Annotated in this window: 18 protein-coding genes; 4 read left to right on the top strand and 14 right to left on the bottom strand. The window is 31.7% G+C overall.

From position 1 onward, the window contains the following. The first annotated feature begins 200 nt into the window (after positions 1–200). The 3 genes from AC1XJX_RS12255 to AC1XJX_RS12245 all read left to right on the top strand — a co-directional run bounded on the left by AC1XJX_RS12255 (position 201) and on the right by AC1XJX_RS12245 (position 5219). Positions 201–2462 (top strand): M1 family metallopeptidase, encoded by a 2262-nt coding sequence (locus tag AC1XJX_RS12255; RefSeq protein WP_482004278.1) that lies wholly within the window; start codon positions 201–203, stop codon positions 2460–2462. 51 nt (positions 2463–2513) lie between these two features. Beyond that, the gene (locus AC1XJX_RS12250; RefSeq protein WP_482004277.1) at positions 2514–4808 is read left to right on the top strand and encodes a M1 family metallopeptidase; all 2295 of its coding nucleotides are present in this window, start codon (positions 2514–2516) and stop codon (positions 4806–4808) included. 123 nt (positions 4809–4931) lie between these two features. Continuing rightward, positions 4932–5219 (top strand): Sec-independent protein translocase subunit TatA/TatB, encoded by a 288-nt coding sequence (locus AC1XJX_RS12245; RefSeq protein WP_482004276.1) that lies wholly within the window; start codon positions 4932–4934, stop codon positions 5217–5219. Here the strand turns inward: AC1XJX_RS12245 and AC1XJX_RS12240 are convergent. The 13 genes from AC1XJX_RS12240 to AC1XJX_RS12180 all read right to left on the bottom strand — a co-directional run bounded on the left by AC1XJX_RS12240 (position 5216) and on the right by AC1XJX_RS12180 (position 17291). Beyond that, positions 5216–5860, bottom strand: coding sequence for an O-methyltransferase (locus AC1XJX_RS12240; RefSeq protein ID WP_482004275.1), 645 nt, complete (start codon positions 5858–5860; stop codon positions 5216–5218). The two genes, AC1XJX_RS12245 and AC1XJX_RS12240, sit on opposite strands and share 4 nt — an antisense overlap. Then, the gene (locus tag AC1XJX_RS12235; protein ID WP_482004274.1) at positions 5860–6945 is read right to left on the bottom strand and encodes an amidohydrolase family protein; all 1086 of its coding nucleotides are present in this window, start codon (positions 6943–6945) and stop codon (positions 5860–5862) included. Before AC1XJX_RS12235 ends, AC1XJX_RS12240 begins: the two co-directional genes overlap by 1 nt. A 32-nt stretch (positions 6946–6977) precedes the next feature. Then, positions 6978–7511, bottom strand: a complete 534-nt coding sequence (locus tag AC1XJX_RS12230) for a 3-hydroxyanthranilate 3,4-dioxygenase (RefSeq protein WP_482004273.1) — start codon at positions 7509–7511, stop codon at positions 6978–6980. Positions 7512–7608: 97 nt separating this feature from the next. Further along, positions 7609–8391 carry an SDR family oxidoreductase gene (locus tag AC1XJX_RS12225; RefSeq protein WP_482004272.1) on the bottom strand — a complete coding sequence of 261 codons (783 nt, stop codon included), beginning with the start codon at positions 8389–8391 and terminating at the stop codon, positions 7609–7611. A gap of 80 nt (positions 8392–8471) precedes the next feature. After that, a complete protein-coding gene (locus AC1XJX_RS12220; protein WP_482004271.1) occupies positions 8472–9911 on the bottom strand; it encodes an aldehyde dehydrogenase in 1440 nt (479 codons plus the stop codon). Continuing rightward, the gene (locus AC1XJX_RS12215) at positions 9912–10313 is read right to left on the bottom strand and encodes a RidA family protein (RefSeq protein WP_482004270.1); all 402 of its coding nucleotides are present in this window, start codon (positions 10311–10313) and stop codon (positions 9912–9914) included. It abuts the gene before it with no gap. A 5-nt stretch (positions 10314–10318) separates the two neighbouring features. Next, entirely contained in the window at positions 10319–11719 is a 1401-nt protein-coding gene (locus AC1XJX_RS12210) for an FAD-dependent oxidoreductase (RefSeq protein ID WP_482004269.1), read from the bottom strand. 71 nt (positions 11720–11790) lie between these two features. Beyond that, a complete protein-coding gene (gene kynU / locus AC1XJX_RS12205) occupies positions 11791–13059 on the bottom strand; it encodes a kynureninase (RefSeq protein WP_482004268.1) in 1269 nt (422 codons plus the stop codon). Positions 13060–13185: 126 nt separating this feature from the next. Further along, entirely contained in the window at positions 13186–13848 is a 663-nt protein-coding gene (locus tag AC1XJX_RS12200; protein WP_482004267.1) for a hypothetical protein, read from the bottom strand. Between the two features lie 311 nt (positions 13849–14159). Next, positions 14160–14576, bottom strand: coding sequence for a hypothetical protein (locus AC1XJX_RS12195; protein WP_482004266.1), 417 nt, complete (start codon positions 14574–14576; stop codon positions 14160–14162). Between the two features lie 47 nt (positions 14577–14623). Continuing rightward, positions 14624–15280: a peptide-methionine (S)-S-oxide reductase MsrA gene (msrA, locus tag AC1XJX_RS12190; RefSeq protein WP_482004265.1), complete on the bottom strand. Its 657-nt coding sequence runs from the start codon at positions 15278–15280 to the stop codon at positions 14624–14626. Positions 15281–15413: 133 nt separating this feature from the next. Beyond that, positions 15414–16193, bottom strand: a complete 780-nt coding sequence (locus tag AC1XJX_RS12185) for a zinc ribbon domain-containing protein (RefSeq protein ID WP_482004264.1) — start codon at positions 16191–16193, stop codon at positions 15414–15416. A gap of 3 nt (positions 16194–16196) precedes the next feature. Further along, positions 16197–17291: a Nif3-like dinuclear metal center hexameric protein gene (locus AC1XJX_RS12180; RefSeq protein WP_482004263.1), complete on the bottom strand. Its 1095-nt coding sequence runs from the start codon at positions 17289–17291 to the stop codon at positions 16197–16199. Positions 17292–17436: 145 nt separating this feature from the next. On the opposite strand from AC1XJX_RS12180, the gene lpxK reads away from it, so the two are divergent. Further along, positions 17437–18441 (top strand): tetraacyldisaccharide 4'-kinase, encoded by a 1005-nt coding sequence (gene lpxK / locus AC1XJX_RS12175; protein ID WP_482004262.1) that lies wholly within the window; start codon positions 17437–17439, stop codon positions 18439–18441. On the opposite strand, the gene AC1XJX_RS12170 is transcribed toward lpxK, so the two are convergent. Then, positions 18431–20614: a tetratricopeptide repeat-containing hybrid sensor histidine kinase/response regulator gene (locus AC1XJX_RS12170; protein WP_482004261.1), complete on the bottom strand. Its 2184-nt coding sequence runs from the start codon at positions 20612–20614 to the stop codon at positions 18431–18433. The two genes, lpxK and AC1XJX_RS12170, sit on opposite strands and share 11 nt — an antisense overlap. Positions 20615–20666 lie beyond the last annotated feature (52 nt).

Raw genomic sequence — 20666 nt, 5'->3', positions numbered from 1 at the left:
CAACAAAATATTATAAAAACAAAAATATATTCAAAACAAAAGAGTGTGATACTCTCTAATCAAACCAATAGTATGGTGTTAAAATTTAATTAAATTATTTAAATAAATCTTAAAATTTCTTAATTTCGACCGTTTGGTTAAATTATATTCATCTTTTTCAATCAAAAACAAAAAATCTTTTAAATAAACATAAATAAATAATGAAAAATCTCACCTATTTTATTCTTTCCATTTTTTTAGTTTCATCTAGTCTGTTTGCCCAAGAAAGTGAAACCGCCAAGCCACAAGGTCATACAGACCAAAATAAATTTAGGCAAATGAAGGACGTTTTGGCAACACCAAACGAAACTAGAACGGCTTCTGGAGCTCCTGGATATGCCTACACGCAACAAAAAGTTGATTACATTATCAACATTACATTAGATGAAAATAACAATAAAATTTTTGGTGATGAGAAAATAACGTATCATAATAACTCTAAAGATCATTTAGAATATTTATGGATACAGTTAGATCAAAATATGAGAGCAAGAGATTCTAAAACTCCAGATATTAATCCAGAGAGTTTTAATTCACCTTTCAATGGGCCACAATCTTTTACAAATGCTAATTTAAAAGAACGTTTTGATGGTGGTTTTAATATAGAATATGTGAAAAATGAAGATGGTTCAAATTTATCGCATCTTATAAATCAAACCATGATGCGTATTAATTTACCAAAGCCTTTAGCGCCAGGAGAAATTTTTAAGTTTAGCATTAAATGGAATTATAACATCAACGATATTAATGTAGATGGAGGTCGCTCTGGATTAGAAACTTTTCCTGATGGGAATAATAATTACACAATTGCACAGTTTTATCCAAGACTTTGTGTTTATGATAACGTTGAAGGTTGGCAAAATATGCAATTTTGGGGTAGAAGTGAGTTTGCCCTAGAATTTGGAGATTTTGAAGTTAAAATAACTGTGCCAGCAGATCATATTTTAGAAGCAACAGGAGAGTTGCAAAACCCTAAAGATGTTTTAACCAAAGAGCAACAAAAACGTTTTGATGACGCAAAAAAATCATTTAACGATCCTGTTTTTATTGTAACTCAAGCAGAAGCAGAAGTAGCCGAAAAGGGTAGAAGTACTAAAACAAAAACTTGGCATTTTAAAGCCAATATGGTAAGAGATTTTGCTTGGGCATCATCTAGAAAATATATATGGGATGCTATGGCTGTTGATATTAATGGTCGTGCAGTTATGGCAATTTCCTTGTATCCTAAAGAGGGAAATCCACTGTGGGAAGAGCATTCTACTAGAGTTGTAGCCAATACTTTAGAGGAATATTCAAAGTTAACGTTTGATTATCCTTACAGTAAAGCGATATCTGTACATTCTGAAAGACAAGGTATGGAGTATCCAATGATTTGTTTCAATTACGGACGTCCTAATCCTGATGGCACTTATTCAGAACGGGTAAAAAGAGGTATGATTGGAGTTATTACTCATGAAGTTGGGCATAATTTCTTTCCAATGATTGTTAATAGCGATGAGCGCCAATGGACATGGATGGATGAAGGTTTAAATTCTTTTGTCGAAATTTTAGCAGAGTTAGATTACGATCCTAATTTTATCACAGGTAATTTGCCAAAAGATATAGTACCTTATATGGGAGGCGATCAAAGTTATATTTCGCCTATTATGTCTCAAGGAGATTATGTATATCAATTCGGGCCAAATGCCTACACTAAGCCAGCTGCAGGACTTTATATGTTGAGACAAACTATAATGGGGTCAGAGTTGTTTGATTATGCTTTCAGAACCTATTCTCAACGTTGGATGTTCAAGCATCCTACTCCAGAAGATTTTTTTAGAAGTATGGAAGATGCCTCTGCCTTGGATTTAGATTGGTTTTGGAGAGGTTGGTTTTATACAACAGATTATACCGATATAGGCGTAAAAGAAGTTAAACAATATTACTTAACAGATAAACCAACTGGAGCTGCTATATCTCAGGCAAAACGCTTCAATATGAATCTTGATGATTACAAAGATAAATTGGTTTATTATGCTGAGGCTGAAAATGGTGTGATACCAAGTAATGCAAAAAGTCCTACCGATTTTGAATTTTTAAACACCTATTTAGAAAGTTTATCATCTGCAGAAAGAGCATCATTAAAAGAAGCTCCAAAATATTTTTACGAAGTTACTTTTGATAAGCCAGGGGGGTTAGTAATGCCAATAATTGTTGAATTAACTTTTGAAGACGGTACAAAAGAAAGAAAAATGTATCCTGCTCAAATCTGGAGATACAATGATAAAGAGGTGAAAAAAGTTTTTAAAACAGATAAAGCTATTACCAATATTGTTGTTGATCCTGATTTAGAAACAGCTGATGTTGATACATCAAATAACACTTGGCCAAAAGAAGTTAAAGACAGTAAATTTGATGAATTTAAAGATAAAGTAAAAGGTTAATAATAAATTAACTAGAAAATCAAAACCAATTAATTAAAGCCAAAATTCAAAATGAAAAAATTAGCATATCTATTCTTTTCTTTAGTATTTGTGTCCACAACTCTTTTTGCACAAGAAAAGCAAACTGAAACTAAAAAAACAGGGCATAAAAACACAAATAAATTTAAACAATTATATGATGAGTTTGCTACACCTAATATGTTTAGAACAGGTTCTGGAGCACCAGGTCCTGGATATTATCAGCAGCAAGCCGATTATAAAATGGATATAGAGATAGATGATGAAAAGGCCAGATTATCAGGTTTTGAAACGATAACATATACTAATAATTCACCTGATGAACTTACTTATTTATGGGTGCAATTAGACCAAAATATGAGGGCTAAAGACTCTAAATCACCATTAATCGAAAGTAATAGTTTAAGAGAAGCTTCAACTACTGATAGGTTTGTTGATTCTTATATGAAAGAGCGTTTTGATGGCGGTTTTAATATTCAAAAAGTAGTTGATTTAAATGGAAACGATTTAACGCATATGATACATCAAACCATGATGCGTGTTGAATTACCCAAATCATTAAAAACAGGTGAGCAATTCTCATTTTCAATAAAATGGTGGTACAATATTAACGATCACGTTAAGGATGGAGGTCGTTCAGGGTATGAGTATTTTCCAGAAAATGATAACAGAATTTATGTAATGGCTCAGTTTTATCCTAGAATGGCTGTTTACAATGATGTTGAGGGTTGGCAAAATTCACAGTTTTGGGGACGTGATGAGTTTGCTTTACCTTTCGGAAATTTTGATGTAAATATTACGGTACCTGCTGATCATATTCTTGATGGAACAGGATGGTTAACAAATCGTAAAGAAGTCTTTACTAAAGACATGATGAAACGCTACGAAATAGCAAAAAATACTTTTCATGAACCAGTTAAAATTGTTACACAAGCTGAAGCTGAGGTGACTGAAAAACAAAAAAGTACCAGTAAAAAAACATGGAAATTATCTGCTAAAAATGTTAGAGATTTTGGCTTTGCAACCTCTAGAAAGTTTATTTGGGATATGATGGCCGTAAAAATAGGTGATAGAAATGTGATGGCTGTTTCCCTTTATTCAAAAGAAGGTAATCCATTATGGGAACAATGGTCTACTAAAACGGTTGCAAGTACATTAAAATCATATTCAAGGATGACGTTTGATTATCCGTACCATAAAGCTATATCTGTGCATGCACCTATGGGTATGGAGTATCCAATGATTTGCTATAATTTTGGTCGTCCAGAACCAGACGGAACCTATAGTGATCGTGTTAAGTACGGAATGATGGGTGTGATTATTCACGAAGTTGGACACAACTTCTTCCCAATGATTGTGAATAGTGATGAGCGTCAATGGACATGGATGGATGAAGGACTTAATACTTTTGTCCAATATGTTGCCCAACAAGACTTTGGCGAGTGGTATCCTGATGCCCTTTCTGAAGGTGATGAGGTATTCCCATCAAGACGTGGTCCTGCAAAAAATATTATTCCTTATATGAGTGGTGACCAAGATTATATTGCACCTATTATGACTAAAGGTTTAAACACCTACCAATTTGGTAATAACGCATACGGTAAACCAGCTACTGCTCTAAATATATTAAGAGAAACGGTAATGGGTCGTGATCTTTTTGATTATGCATTTAAAGAATATGCACGTCGTTGGATGTTTAAACACCCAACACCAGAAGATTTTTTCAGAACCATGGAAGACGCTTCTGCTTTTGATTTAGATTGGTACTGGAGAGGGTGGTTTTATACTACAGATTGGGTTGATATAGCATTAAAAGATGTAAAAAAATATTATGTTACCTCAAAACCAAATGCTTATGGAGAAAACATGGCTAAAAGATTTAATAGAGATGTTAAAGATTTTGTTTTTTTAGTTGAAGAGGGTAGCGAATCGTTTGACGAAAGTATGCGTAATTCAGATCCAGTAAGTGCTTCACCAACTCTAAAAGAGTATTTAATGGATAACTTTACGGAAGAAGAACGTAAAAATATTAAGGCACCCAAATATTTTTATAACATCACATTTGAAAAACCAGGAGGATTAGTAATGCCAATTATTGTGGAGTACACCTATGAGGATGGTACCTCAAAAACAGAAACCTACCCAGCACAAGTTTGGAGGTTAAATGATAACGAAGTAAGTAAAACTATTGCTTCTGATAAAGAAATTGTTAGTATTGTAATAGATCCTAAATTAGAAACTGCAGATGTAGATATTTCTAATAATTCCTGGCCAAAAGAAGTCAAGCAAAGTGATTTCGAAAAATTTAAAGAAAAAGTTAAAGGTTAATAAAAAATTGACTAAAAAAAAGCCAACTTATTAAAGTTGGCTTTTTTTGTTTTCTTTAATTTTAATCAATTAAAGCTATCAATATTTCTTCATTCTAATAAAACAACTCACTATATTTGTATTGTGATACATCAAATAACATATTTATTTATAAGTGGTGGTGAGATAGCTTTTATACTCTTTATAGCCATTATGGTTTTTGGTGCTGATAAGTTACCAGAAATAGCTAGAGGTTTGGGAAAAGGTATGCGTACTTTAAAAGATGCTACCAACGATATAAAACATGAAATCACCAAAACTGCTGAGAAAAATGGTATAGACACAAGCATCACCTCTGATGTTAAAAAAGAGCTAGATAAAGTAAAAGACGAATTGGAAGATTTTACAGGTTCTGTAAAACGGAAGCATTAAATTTTTCTGCTGATAGTTAATCCGTCTCTAATTGGTAATAAAACAGTTTCTATTCGTTTGTCTTCTTTTAAAAGTTTGTTGTAGGCTATTAATGCTGGTGTTGAAGTATCCTCTTTTTTAAATTTTTTATCTAAAACTTTACCACTCCATAAAACATTATCGGATAAAATAATACCTCCAGAATTTAGTTTATCAATGATAATGTCAAAGTATTTAACGTAGTTTTCTTTATCAGCGTCAATAAATACTAAGTCGAATGTTTTATCTAGTTTAGGGATAATCTCAAGCGCATTTCCTAAATGCTGAAAAATTTGTTTTCCATAAGGTGATTTGTCAAAATAGGCTCTTTGAAAATCAAATAATTCCTCATTAACGTCAATGGTATCTAATTTACCATCCTTTTTCATGCCTTCTGCTAAACACAATGCAGAATAGCCAGTGTAGGTGCCAATTTCAAGAATATTTTTAGGTTTAACTAGTTTAGAAATGATACTTAAAACACGCCCTTGATAATGCCCACTTAACATGCGTGGTTGTAGTATCTTTTGATACGTTTCTCTAGTTAATTGTTGTAATAATTCTGGTTCGTTTTCAGTCTGATTTACAACGTAATTGTCTAATTCCTCTGGGATGAAATACATTAACTTAAAATTCTATTAATCAGTTTTTCTTTAGCTTCTTTATCATCTCCACATAGCCATTGGATGACATTGTCTTCCCAAATCGAGTCATATTGAGGTTGGTCAATTATTTTTCGTTCCATAGCCAAGTCTAAAATTTTCCCTGGATAAGAGGATTGTTTAGCACTCTCCATTTCCCCTAATGGATAAGGATCATCTAATCCCATTAAAACTTGTTTAGCACCATGATTTTTAATCAACAACTCCAAACCTCCAGTATCATGAACTAAAGTGTCGAAGAAAATATTTTTATGTCCAACAGCTTTTCTTGGATGGTGTTTCCCTTCAAACAAATCAGGTCTACCATCAAAACCTTGTATACGCCTTCCTAAATTTATTTGTGCCAATTGGCCACCATGTGCAAAACAGGTACGCATATTAGGAAATTTTTCCTGATAGCCATTTAAGGTTAAAAAATGATAAGCATCTGCACATTGTGCTAACATCCAAATTAGATGAAAACGCCAAGAGGTGTTTTCTAATTTTATAAACTTTTCTCCATCATAGGGATGAATTTCAACAGCCAAATTGTATTTACTTGCCAACTCAAAAATAGGCTCATTTTCTTCATCAAAAATACAACGCCATGTGCCAATAGTATCCATGTAATGCGTTGGTAAACAAAGTAATTGCATGCCATGATTTTCTACACAACGCTCAATTTCCCAGCAAGCACTTCTTACAAAACCAGGGTGAACTACAAAACCACAAGTAAATTTTTTCGGGTTTTCATGTTGTATTTTAGCATTAAAATCGTTCTGGAAACGCAATGCTTTTTTCATTTCTTCAACACGTAAACCATTACCATATAATTGTGATAAATTCAAAACCACAGCATGGTCTATTTTATTACGCTCCATCCATTCTAACTTTTCATGTAAAAAGAAACTAGAGTCGGTTATGGGTCTATTCCAATCTTTTTGAAGCATAAATTTACGGTCTTTATCAACCCAAAAAATTCCTTTTTCTTGCATAAAATCAGGAATCTCTTCTGGGTAAGGTAATAAGTGCGAATGACCGTTAATTCTTAGTTTGCGTTTTTCCATTTTATAATTTCTGTATTTACAGGAAACTAGTTTTAGTCTATTTTAACTTTTTTTGGAGGTTGCATAACATCACCACAATTTGGGCAACTACGTTTATCAGTATCATTGTAATAGTTGTCAAATATTTTAGGCATATCAGTTTCAATATTATCTAAAGTAAAATCCTCCTCATATAGTTTGGTCGTACAATGTTCACAAAACCAAAGTAGCGCATCTTTCATGTCTTTTTCACGAGGATATTCAATAACTAATCCCACAGTATTGGCTCCGCGTTGAGGTGAATGTGGTACTTTAGGAGGTAATAAAAATATATCACCCTCCTTAATATGAATGTTTTTAGGCGTGCCTTTATCAATTACTTTTAAAATAATATCACCTTCAACCTGATAGAAAAATTCTGGTGTTTCATTGTAATGATAGTCTTTTCTACTATTAGGTCCGCCTACCACCATCACAATAAAATCTCCATCTTTCCATACCACTTTGTTACCAACAGGCGGTTTTAAAAGATGCCTGTTTTCATCAATCCAAGCTTTAAAATTAATGGGAGGAAATAATTTACTCATATTTTTATGTTTTGGGCGTGTCCCTATAGGGTCGGGCTTTTCGCGCTACACGGTAGCTAGCTTCAATCCCTCACGCAATTAAATTTCAAGTATAAAGTTACAAACTTTTTGTCCGTCCACCATCAACAGGTACGTTAATTCCGTTAACATAACCCGCAGCTTCACTAGCCAAAAAAGTTATCACATTTGCGGTCTCTTCAGGTTTTGCAAAACGTTTTACAGGTGCATAGTTTTTCATGATTTCTGTCATATCCTCAACAGATTTACCTTCACCGTTTGCTTTAATTTTAATAATTTCTGTTAAACGCTCTGTCTCTGTAAAACCAGGTAAAACATTATTTACAGTAATACCAAAAGCACCTACCTCAACCGATAAGGTTTTACTCCAATTTCCAACCGCACCTCTTATAGTATTACTAACCCCTAAACCTGGAATAGGTTCTTTTACTGATGTGGATATAATATTAACAATTCTACCAAAACCCTCAGTTTTCATAAACGGAATCGTAGCCTGTGCTAACACATGATTGCATTTTAGATGCTGTGTAAACGCATTATCAAATTCATCTAAACTAGCACTTAAAATAGCACCACTTCGTGGTCCACCTGTGTTATTTATCAGTATATGAAACCCGTGATTTTTTTCAATAAACTTAATAACTTGTTCTTGTAATTCTCGTGGGTTTGAGAAATCTGCTACAATGTAGCTGTGGTTTCCTTCATCAGATAGTTCAGATAAAACAGCTTTAAGTTTTTCTCTATTTCTAGCTACTAAAGTTATATTTACACCCTCGTTGGCAAGTGTAATAGCAGTTGCTTTACCAATGCCTTGGGTGCTTCCGCATACTAAAGCATTCTTATTTTTTAGTTTTAAATCCATTTTTTTGAGATAAAAGATTGAAGAATCAAGAAGCAAGACCTTTTATGTCTTTATTCTCAACTCGATAATTTTGGTTCTTATTAATATTTTATACAAACATTTTTAGCTTCAGTAAAAAAGCGTAAGGCTTCAAAACCGCCTTCACGACCGATACCAGAGGCTTTTACACCACCAAATGGTGTGCGTAGATCTCTGAGCATCCATGTATTAATCCAAATGATGCCTACTTCTATTAGTTTGCTCATTCTCATAGTTCGTTTCAAATCATTTGTCCAAATAGTAGCAGATAAGCCATATTTAACCTGATTAGCCATTTTTAAAACGTCCTCTTCAGTATTAAAAGGCATGATTGTTACAACGGGTCCAAAAACTTCTTCTTGGTTTATTCTACATAAATCCGTTTTTACTTCAATAATTGTAGGTTGTAAATAATAACCATTTTCATAGCCTTTTACAGAAACTTCATTTCCACCACATAATATGATGCTGTTTTCGCTTTTAGCGATTTCAATATAATTTTTAACCTTTTCAAGATGTTGTTTAGAAACTAAGGCTCCGATATTTGTGCTTTTTTCTGATGGATGTCCAACTCTAAGTTGTTTTACTTTTTCAACAAAATCCTTTTTAAATTTATTGTAAATGGAGGCTTCAATGAAAATACGACTGCCGCATAAACAAATTTGACCTTGATTGGAAAAAGAGGAGCGCATGGTAGTCTCTAGCATATCATCATAATCGCAATCTGCAAAAATGATGTTTGGGTTTTTACCACCCAACTCTAACGATAATTTTTTAAACATGGGTGCTGCAACTTTAGCAATGTGCACACCAGTCTCTGTACCTCCAGTAAAACTGATAGCTTTAATATCTGGATGCTCAATAATAGCTTGGCCAGTGGTTGAGCCTAAACCATGTATAATATTTAATACGCCTTTTGGAAGGCCTGCTTCATTACAAATTTCACCAAGTAAGTAAGCTGTCATAGGTGTTACTTCACTCGGTTTTGCTATAGCACAATTTCCCGCTGCAATAGCTGGGGCAATTTTCCAAGTAAATAAATAGAGTGGGAGATTCCATGGTGAAATACAACCTACTACACCAATTGGCTGACGCAAGGTATAATTCATAGCATTTTGACCAACACTTTCATGACTTTCACTAGCAAATTGTGTAATGGCATTCCCGAAAAATCTAAAATTACTTGCTGCTCTTGGTATATCAATCGCTTTTGCTAAACTAACAGGTTTTCCATTGTCTTTACTTTCAGCTTCTGCAAAGCGTTCTAAATGCAACTCTAATAACTCTGATATTTTAATTAGGATTCGGCTACGCTCTTCAAATGTCGTTTCAGACCAACTAGGAAAAGCTGCCTTTGCTGCTTTATAGGCGTTTTCTACATCTATTTTTGATGAATTGGGTATTTGTCCATAAACTTCACCATTAGCCGGACAATAATTGTCTAACCAATTGTTTTCATTAGGATTTTCAAATTCACCGTTTATGTAGTTTTGTATTTGCATTTACTGCTTTTTGTAAGCCATAACTTTTATCTCAACAACCAAATCTGGATGCGGTAATTGATGAACTGCTACTGTAGTTCTTGTTGGTCCTGTTTCTTTGTCAAAAAACTCTGCGTAGGCTTTATTATAACCTGCAAAATCATTCATGCTTACTAAAAACGAGGTAACGTCTACAACATCTTTTAAAGTAGCACCTTCATTAGTTAGGTTCTTTTCTATGTTTAATAAAACCTCTCGGGTTTGAACTTCAATGTTCAATCTTTTAGTTCCCATTTCATCTATAATATCAACGCCAGCAATTGTATTATCTGAACGTCTTGAACTGGTGCCAGAAACAAAGATAAAATCTCCAACTCGTTTTGTGTGAGGGTATGCGCCTCTAGGGGTTACTTTTTCATTCATTTTTCTTATTTTAAACCAGCAATTCTATCATCTTCAAGAATAGCTGAGGTTGCAAATTTCACCTTTTCTAAAATAGTTTTTAAATCACGATTAATATCGATTTCTTTATCTGTAAGCATATTTAAAATGGCTTTGTCTTGGGCGCGACCTTTTAACATAGCTTCTCTGTATCCAATAGCTTCATTGAAAGTTACCAATGAATATTTTGATGCATATTGATCAGGAAATTCTTTTTCTAAAATCATCTCTAATTTACGCTTTTCTTGGAAGATAGGATTAGCAACATGATCTTTCATTTCATGGAAATTATCAATTGCCAAATCTGCAATGGCATCGGTATCTTTTTTACGAGATTTTTCAAATGCTTCAAAAATGGTTTCCCAGTTAGGATATTGTTTGTCTAAAACCGCATCAAATTCAACAACATCTTCAAACGAAGCATTCATACCTTGTCCGTAAAATGGCACAATAGCATGTGCTGCATCTCCCATCAAAAGCGTATTGCCTTTATAGTGCCAAGGTGAACATTTTATGGTTCCCAATGGTGCAGTTGGGTTTTTGAAAAAATCATCTAAAAGGTTTGGCATGATGGCTAATGCATCTGGAAATTCTTTTTGAAAGAACTCTAAAACTTTTTCTTCATTAGTTAAATTATTGAAATTGTATGTGCCTTCATTATAACTCAAAAAGAGTGTAACCGTGAAACTACCATCTAAATTTGGTAATGCGATAACCATAAAACTACCACGTGGCCATATATGAAGCGCATTTTTATGAATTCTATAATCGCCATTTTCTTTAGGTAAAATGGTGAGCTCTTTATAACCATGGGTTAAATATTCTTGTGAAAAACTAAACAGGAATTTTTTTCCTAAATAATAGCTTTTTCGCATTACAGACCCTGCCCCATCGGTAGCTATGATAACATCGGCATCTTCAATAAATTGGTTTTTAGTTTCATAATCTTCAAATAAAACAGTAGTTTTATCGAGGTCTACTGATATGCTTTTTTTATTGAAATAGATATCTACATTCTCATGTTTTTCAGCTTCATCTAAAAGTAAAGCATTCAAATCGCCACGTGAAATAGAGTTAATATATTCATGTGCTCTACCGCTATAATTTGATTGAAAGGTGTTGCCATGATTATCATGTATCATTCTGCCATGCATTGGAATACAAAGTGCTTTTACTTTATCTTGTAAACCAACTAGTTTCATAGCCTTATTGCCTCTATCAGAAAATGCTAAATTTATAGATCTACCTGCAGAGATATCTTTTTTTCGCATATCTGGACGCATTTCGTAAACAGAAACGTTGTATCCACGTTGCCCTAAACGCAATGCTAAAAGGGAGCCGCATAATCCAGCGCCAATGATAAGTATATTTTGCTTTTTTTCTTTCATTTTTTTATGTCTAATTGAGCAAATTTGAAATCTAAAAAAGATCTCTCAACTGCGCTCGAGGTGACATTAGTTTATTTTAAAATTAGTTTTAATTTTTCAACTAATCGGTATACATCTTCAAATGAATTATAAAGGGGTACAGGTGCGCATCTAATTACATCTGGTTCTCTCCAATCACTTACAATTCCTGCTTTGGTTAATTTTTTATGCAAAGTTTTATCAGCATTTTTAACTTGTATTGAAAGTTGGCAACCTCGTTCATCGGGGTTTTTAGGAGTAATAATTTTTATGGATTCTTTACCAAGTTGATTTATTAAAAACTCAAAATACCCAGTTAATTTATTAGACTTTTTAATCAGTTTTTCAATACCAATTTCCTGAAACATATCTAAAGAAGCTTTTATGGCTGCCATAGACAAAATAGGCGGATTGCTAAGTTGCCAACCTTCAGCTCCAGGAAGCTGATCAAAATCACCACGCATTATAAAACGAGTTTCTTTGTTATGGCTCCACCAACCAGTAAATCTGTTTAAATTTTTGTTATGTGCATGCTTTTCATGTACAAAACAACCAGCCAAATTACCTGGTCCAGAATTTAAATATTTATAAGTACACCAAACAGCAAAATCAGCTCCAGAGTTGTGCAAATTTAAAACCACATTTCCGGCGCCATGGGCACAATCAAAACCAACTTTACAACCGTATTCATGCCCTAACTGTGTGATACGTTTTAAATCGAAAAACTGCCCCGTATAATAATTTACACCACCAATCATTATAAGTGCTATTTCTTTACCGTATTTTTCTAAAATAGTTTCTAAATCTTCATATTGAAGCAATTCTTCGTTTTTACGAGGCTTCCATAAAATAAGGCCTTCTTTATCATCAAAACCATGGTGACGTAATTGAGATTCTACCGCATATTTATCTGAGGGGAATGCATCACTTTCTATCAAGATTTTATAACGCGTTTTTGTAGGTTGGTAAAATGATACCATCATAAAATGAAGATTTGCAGTTAAGGTATTCATAACAACAACTTCGATGGGTTTGGCTCCAACTACTTTTGCCATACTTTCTGCTAAAAATTCATGATAAGGCAACCAAGGTGTTTTACCTTCGGTATGGCCTTCAACCCCTAAATTTGCCCAATCTTCTAACTCTTGATTTATGTATGACTTTGTGGTTTTTGGTTGTAAACCCAGAGAGTTCCCAGTCATATAAATCAACTCATTTCCATCTTTGTCTTTTGGAATATGAAATTGGTTTCGATAGGATTTTAAAGTGTCATTTTGGTCTTGCTCTAAAGCGAATTCCAGACCTAATTTATAGTTAAACAAAGTATGTGTTTTTCGATTTCTAACAAAAATAAGAATTATAATGTTAGTAATGAATACCTAAAACAGAAGTTTGAGAAACCCTATATAATACATAAATAGGATTTTTATTGTTTTACTTTAAAGTTATTATAATGTGATTTTAATATTTGAGAGTTTAAGATTGAAGGTGTCTTCAGCATTTTTATGATCTGATGCAATTTTAATACCCTTATAATTTTGATAGTTTTCAAAGGTGTTTATAAGTGAAGATTCTGGTTGATTGCCTCTTCTAAAAACCCATTCCTGAATTAAAAAATCATCGTTGAAAAAAATATCATAAGCATCACCAGGTGTGTACCCGCCACTTTCATTTGAGTATGTTAATGTGATTTTATTAAGTTGAGTTTTACTTATTGGTGCTTCATCAATTACAGTACTAGAAATGGTTGCGTTTTTATCCCAAATAAGTTGAAAGGGAATGAGTAGCCAAAATTTATCATTTGTAAAAGCACCATCAGTTTTTGTTAATGTAGAATCTACTTTTTTTCTAGAATAACTTATTGTATCGTTTCCCATAATTAGAGATACATTATTTGTTTTAGGTTTCCAAACCCAATGTCTATTATCATTAAATGTAAACTCGATTTCTGAAACATATTTCCAAGTATCAAAACCATGGGCATTAGCTATTTTTTGAGCTACAGAAATTGCAGGTTCTATAATCTCAACTTCAGTAGATTTTGTTTCAGTATTTTTTTTGCAACTAATTAAAATAAGTGTAAGTAGCGTAATATAGAAGAGGTTTTTCATAAATCACATTTTTTACAAAGATATAACAAGAAATATACATAACTAAAATTTCGATACTTAATGAAATGATTAAATGACTGTTACATAATTTTGGTTAAAAACAATAAATATAGATAAATGATATGTTTTTATTTTTTAATCGAAGGGAGTTATTTTTAAGTGAGTTCGTTTAACGGTTATGTATATGTAAAGTTGCATGTTTGAGTGAGAGGATTTTCCGAAGGAAAATCAGAAGCTAGTAAACTAGCTACTAACTTTGGTTTAGAATAAATCTAGCAATTTTTAATATACTGTGTTGTAGATAGTTTTTATTAAAGTTTTCTTAGGCGCATTGTTAGCTCAGTTTCCTCAATATGAAATATAGGTTCTTCATTATTACTTTTTATTTTGATAATCATCCATGAAAAGCCCTCATTCTCATTGCCAATTCTTATCAACTGCTCAGATTCATCAAATTGCCATTTGGCTTCTTCGTTGAAGATTTCCATTTTCATTAAGTTGAATAGTTCTGTTGCATTTGTTGTAGTAATTTCAATCTGTTTATTTGGTTTAAAATTGAATGTGGATTTTTCAAATGCTTCCAAAATTGGTTTAAATTGAGCCTCTATCGGTTTGTCTATCATTTCATTAACAGCCCATTTTCCTATTAAATCTGCTTCTGTGTTAATTTGTCCGAAACTAATTAAATTAACAGCGAAGGCTAAAATTAGAAATTTTATTTTATTCATCAAGTTAGTTAAATTTTTCGCGAAGTCAAATTAGATAATTTGGTAATTTAATGGCTATCTCTTAAAACCTCTGGCATTTTAGCTTTAAATCTTTTTAATCTTGGTATCGAAACATTTTGTATGTAGGGATGATTTGGGTGTAATTTCTCATAATTTTGATGATAATCTTCAGCAACCCAAAACTTTTGAAAAGGGTAAACTTCTGCAGCAATTTTAACGCCTAATGTTTTAGATAAAGCTTCTTTCTTTTTTAAAATGATTTGTTTTTGATTATCATTTTGATAAAAAATAATAGAACGGTATTGAGAACCTCTATCATTTCCTTGTCCATTAACTTGTGTAACATCTTGTGATGCAAAATATACATCTACTAACGTTTCAAAACTTACTACTTTAGGGTCGTAAATTATTTCTACAGCTTCCGCATGACCTGTTCTACCGGTATTGCTAGCTTCGTAAGTAGGATTGCTAGTATACCCACCAGAATATCCAGAAATTGATTCCTCAACGCCTTTTATACTTTCATAAATAGCTTCAACACACCAAAAACAACCACTAGCAAAATAAGCACGTGCTTTTTCATTTTTTAAGGGCACTTCAATAGGATTTGCGTTTATAACGGCTTCTTGGGCTTTATTGTTTTGAGCAGTATTTTGACAACTAAAAAATATGGCAAGTATTAAAACAGAGAATAACTTTTTCATGATACACTTTTTTTATTTTTTATAGACGCATAAAAATACAAAACCTTAATAGGATATCTATGTGAAAGTTTTATTAAAATAAAAAGCCTTCATTTTGATGAAGACTTTTTAAATATTTATTTTTAAAAATGAATTAAAGTTTTGCAAACATTTTTTCCATTTTCACTTTTTGTTCTTCAGCTAATGCTGCATCAACTAAAATTCTACCACTGTGCTCATCTGTAATTACTTTTTTACGAGATGCAATCTCTACTTGTACTTGTGGTGGAATTGTAAAGAAAGATCCTCCAGATGCACCTCTTTCAATAGCAACCACAGCTAAACCATTTTTTACATTGGTTCTTATTCTAGTATAAGCAGAAACTAAACGTTCTTCAATTTGCTCTTTATATTCAGCAGATTTTGACATTAAAGCATGCTCTTCTTTTTCAGTTTCAGCAAGAATGGCATCTAGCTCACTTTTCTTGTGCTTTAAGTGAGTATCACGCTCTTTTAAACGCTCTTTAGTTTCAGCAATAACTTCTTTTTTTTGTTCTATTTGTGCTTTGAATTCTTTGATATGCTTTTCAGCTAATTCAATTTCAAGCTCTTGAAATTCAACTTCTTTAGTTAAAGAATTAAATTCTCTGTTATTTCTAACATTTTTTTGCTGTTCGCTATATTTTTTAATTAAAGATTTAGATTCTTCAATTGAGTTTTTCTTATTAGCAATATCATTATCGATAACTTCTAAATTAGAAACTAGTTTTTCTAATCTGATATTTAATCCAGCTACTTCATCTTCTAAATCGCGAACTTCTAATGGAAGTTCTCCACGTACATTTCTTATTTCGTCGATACGAGAATCGATTAGTTGTAAATCGTATAACGCTCTTAAACGCTCTTCTACAGTTGCTTCTTTCTTATTAGCCATACTTTAAAAATACTTAACAGGATTGGTGTTTGTGTTTGATAAAATGATTGCAAAATTAGTAATTTTTTTTGTAAGATATGCTACTAAAAGATTTTTTGTGAATTGCTCACTTTCATAATGTCCAATATCTGCCAAAAGTATGCTATTTTCTGCAGTAAAAAAGTCATGATATTTTAAATCTGCCGTTATAAATGCATCAGCACCAGCTGCTTTAGCTGCTTGAATGGCAAAACTACCCGAACCACCTAATACAGCTATTTTTTTTATTTTTTTTTCTAAAAAATCAGAATGTCGAATACATTCTGTGTTCATTTTAATTTTTAAATAGCTGAGAAAACTAGATTCATCCATAGGTTCTTCTAATTCGCCAACCATTCCCATGCCAATATTCTGATTTTTATTCTCTAAAGTTGTTATTTCATAAGCTACTTCTTCATACGAATGGTTTTTAAAAAGTGTATCTAATACTTTTGATTCTAAATGTTTAGAGTATGTAACCGTTATTTTTATTTCTTCTTCTTTATGAATAGTACCTTTTCTTCCTTTTGTTGCATTTGAATTTTCATTCCCATTATAGGTTCCAATGCCTTCAACGTTAAAACTGCAATCAGTGTAATTTCCAATACTGCCAGCTCCAGTTTTAAATAAAACTGTTCTTAAAGCTTCTGCTTCATTTTTAGGAACATATGTAGTAAGTTTTTTTATAGTTTCGCTTTTCGGAATTAAAATATGTTTATTTTTTAATTTCAATTGAATGCAAATCATATAGTTAACGCCATTTGGGGCATTGTCCAGAGCTGTATGAATACTGTAAATAGCTATTTCATTTTTTATGGCTTTCATTACAACGCGTTCTACATAATTTTTTCCGGAAAGTTTTTTTATTCCTTTAAATATAATGGGGTGGAAGCTGACAATTAAGTTGCAATTTTTAGAAATTGCCTCATCTACTACTGCTTCAAGAGTATCTAAAGTAACGAGAATGCCAGTAATTTTTGTGTTTTTATCTCCAACCAAAAGGCCAACGTTATCAAAATCTTCAGCATAAGCTAAAGGCGCAAGTTCTTCAAGATGATTTATAACGTCTTGTACAATCATAATTAATTTGTTTATTCAAATATAAAATATTATACTTTCACTAGTTTGCTTTTATTCTTTTTTAGCAGTCTTTTGAAATCTTATATGATTTAAATATTGATTATATTCGAAGCCTGATTAATATTTTGCTATCAATTTAGTTTAAATGAAGTTTATTAGAAATATACTTTTGCCTCTAGTGCCAGTTTATTTTCTGGTAACTTGGGTGCGTAATAAATTATATGATTTAGGCATTAAAAAATCTATTTCATTTGATTTTCCAGTAATTTGTGTAGGTAATTTAAGTGTTGGTGGTACTGGTAAATCTCCTATGATTGAGTATTTGATTAATCTTTTAAAAGATGATTTTAAATTAGCAACTCTAAGTAGAGGTTATAAACGAAAAACAAAAGGGTTTCACTTAGCAGATATAAATTCGACCTCTGAAACATTGGGTGATGAGCCATTACAGTTTTATAATAAATTTGGAAGTAACGTTATTGTTGCGGTTGATTCCAATAGAGCGAATGGTATTAATAAGTTGAGAAATTTAGATATTATTCCAGAAGTTATTTTACTTGATGATGCTTTTCAACACAGAAAAGTAAAACCAGGTTTTAATATTTTACTCACTACTTACAGTAACCCCTATTTTAATGATATGGTTTTACCAACAGGTAATTTAAGAGAACCCATAAATGGTGTGAAAAGAGCTAATATTGTTGTGGTAACAAAATCTCCTAAAAACTTGAATCAAGCTCAAAAAGATGCTATTATTGAGAAAATATATTCTGAAGCTAATCAGCATATATTCTTCAGTTCTATTGAGTATTCTAATGAAATAATTTCTATTAATTCAACAAAAAATATTACTACTTTACCTAGCTTCACTTTAGTTACAGGCATTGCAAATTCAAATCCTTTAGTAGATTTTTTAAAAGAAAAAGAATTAAAATTTGAGCATTTAAATTTTAAAGACCATCATGATTTTTCTGACAAAGACATTGAAATACTTAATAGAAAAGAGCTTATAGTTACTACTGAAAAAGACTTTATGCGTTTACAACAGTATGCATCCTTGAGGGAAACATTGTTTTATTTACCTATTTTTATAAAAATAGATAATACGTCGTTATTCAACTCACTTGTTAAAGCGTATATTAAGCGCTAGCTGATGTGTCTTTTTTACTAGCTAAAGCGTTATAAAGTTTCTTCTCAAACTCTTCCTGTTTAAAGGGCTTTGGAATAATATCGGTAAAACCAGCTTCTTCAAACTCATGCATTTTATCTTCAATGGTAACAGCAGTAAGTGCGAAAATAGTAAGTTCTTTATCAAAAGATCTCACAATTTTGGTCGCTTCAATACCGCTAATACCAGGCATGTGAATATCCATTAAAATAATATCGTATTTATTAGCTTTTATCTTCTCAACAGCATCTTCTCCATTATCAACAATTTCACAATATAGTTCCATTTTGGTTAAAATTTTCTTGGTAATCATTTGGTTTATTTTGTTGTCTTCAACTACCAAAATTTTAACTTTTGTTAAGTCAATGTCGCTTTTATTACCCTCGAAATAAGATACTTGATCAATTTTAGGTTTAGCAGAATCTGTGTATTCTAGTGGTATTTCAAAAAAGAAAGTAGTACCTATTTCTAATTCACTCTTAACATAAATTTTACCTTTTAATATATCAATTAATCCTTTTACAATAGAAAGGCCTAAACCTGTGCCACCATATTTTCTGTTAATTTGAATAGAACCTTGAGAAAAACTTTCAAACATATGATCTTGCTTTTCTTGGCTAATTCCAATTCCATTATCTTCTATTTCAAAACGAAGCGTGTATTGTTTATCTTTTTCTTCAATTTTATAAACTCTAATCCAAATATCACCATCTTTAGTAAATTTTATAGAGTTACCAACAAGGTTAATAAGTATCTGTGAAATTTTTAATTGATCTGCAATATAATTCTCAGGTAAATCTTTATCGAAATCGAAATGAAGTTTAATATTATTCTCTTGAGCCGAGTTATTTAGCGCCAAAATAATATTGTTTATTTTCTTTTTTAGGTTAAATGGCTCTGGTTCAATATCAACTTTATTGGCTTCAATTTTATTAATTTGAAGAATATCATTAATAAATGTTAAGAGATAATCTCCTGAAAATTTTAGTGATTTGAGATGTTGTATTTGCTCAGGTTTTGGGTTTTCTTCTAATAACATATTACTTAAACCAGTAACAGCATAGAGCGGGGTCCGAAGTTCGTGAGTAACTGTGGATAAGAAGTTAGCTTTAGTTTTTGATGCTAATTCTGCTTTTTCTTTAGCAATGATAAGTTCTCCATTCTTTTTATGAAGCATGTTATTAGTTTTTAGCCTTATGTTGTTATTTTTATAGAGAGACAAGGTTAGCAGCGATAAAATAGTAATTAGGGCAACACTCAAAATAGAGATTAAAGTTCCAAGACTTTTATCGTCTTCTGCTTGTTCTAATTGCTCTACAACTACTTTATTTTTTTCTATTTCTTCATTTAAAAGGTATTGAGTTTCTTCATTTTTTGAAGAGTTAGCTCTTGTTAAATTTTTTATTGAATCTGATAGGTTTAAATGAGCAACTAAAAAATCTCTAGAAAATTTATAATTTTCAACATCATTATAAATATTGCTAATAGTAAAATAACCTTGGTTTAGTATACTTGTGTATTGGTTGTTTTTTGCTATTTGAATACCTTCGTTTGCTAATATTAGTGCTTTTTCATTATTTCCTAATTTACTATAAACAATGGCTAAATTTATGAGTGCTTCACTTTGAGTTTTTAAATAATCATCTTTTTTGGCAATTGCCAAAGATTGCTCAATGATGTCTCTTGATTTTTTATAATTTTTTAGAAAATTATAAGTTATCCCTTCGCACAAAAGAGTTTCTGCCAAATCAGAATTTAAATTTTCTTCTTCAAATTTAGATTTTGCTGCTCTGTAAGAATCTAAAGCTTGATAATAATCTTTTTTAGCAACATATACGTCACCAAAAATTTTATAAGATTTACCTAAGTTTTTATTATCGTTAGTAATTCTTTGAACCTCAATAGCTTTAGTTAAAGATTTGATCGATCTTTCGTATTCCTCAATTATTAGCTGAAGTCTTCCCTTGTTACTATAAATGATACCTAAACTTTCTTTATTATCAATTTTTTCTGCAAGTTTTAATGCTTCATCTAAATTTTGTTGCGCTTTAAAATAATTGTAATTGTCTAACTCAATTTGAGATTGTGCAATACGATAATTAATATTGTTTTGCACTATTTCTGGGTCTTCTTCAATATTTTTTTGAGCAGACATACTGATGCTAATTAGCATTAGTAAAACTATTATGTAGTTGCTTTTTAGGTGC

The sequence above is a fragment of the Flaviramulus sp. genome (assembly GCF_982512915.1).
The sequence above is the reverse complement of the archived record's forward strand: the minus strand, read 5'-3'. Positions and strand labels throughout refer to the sequence as shown.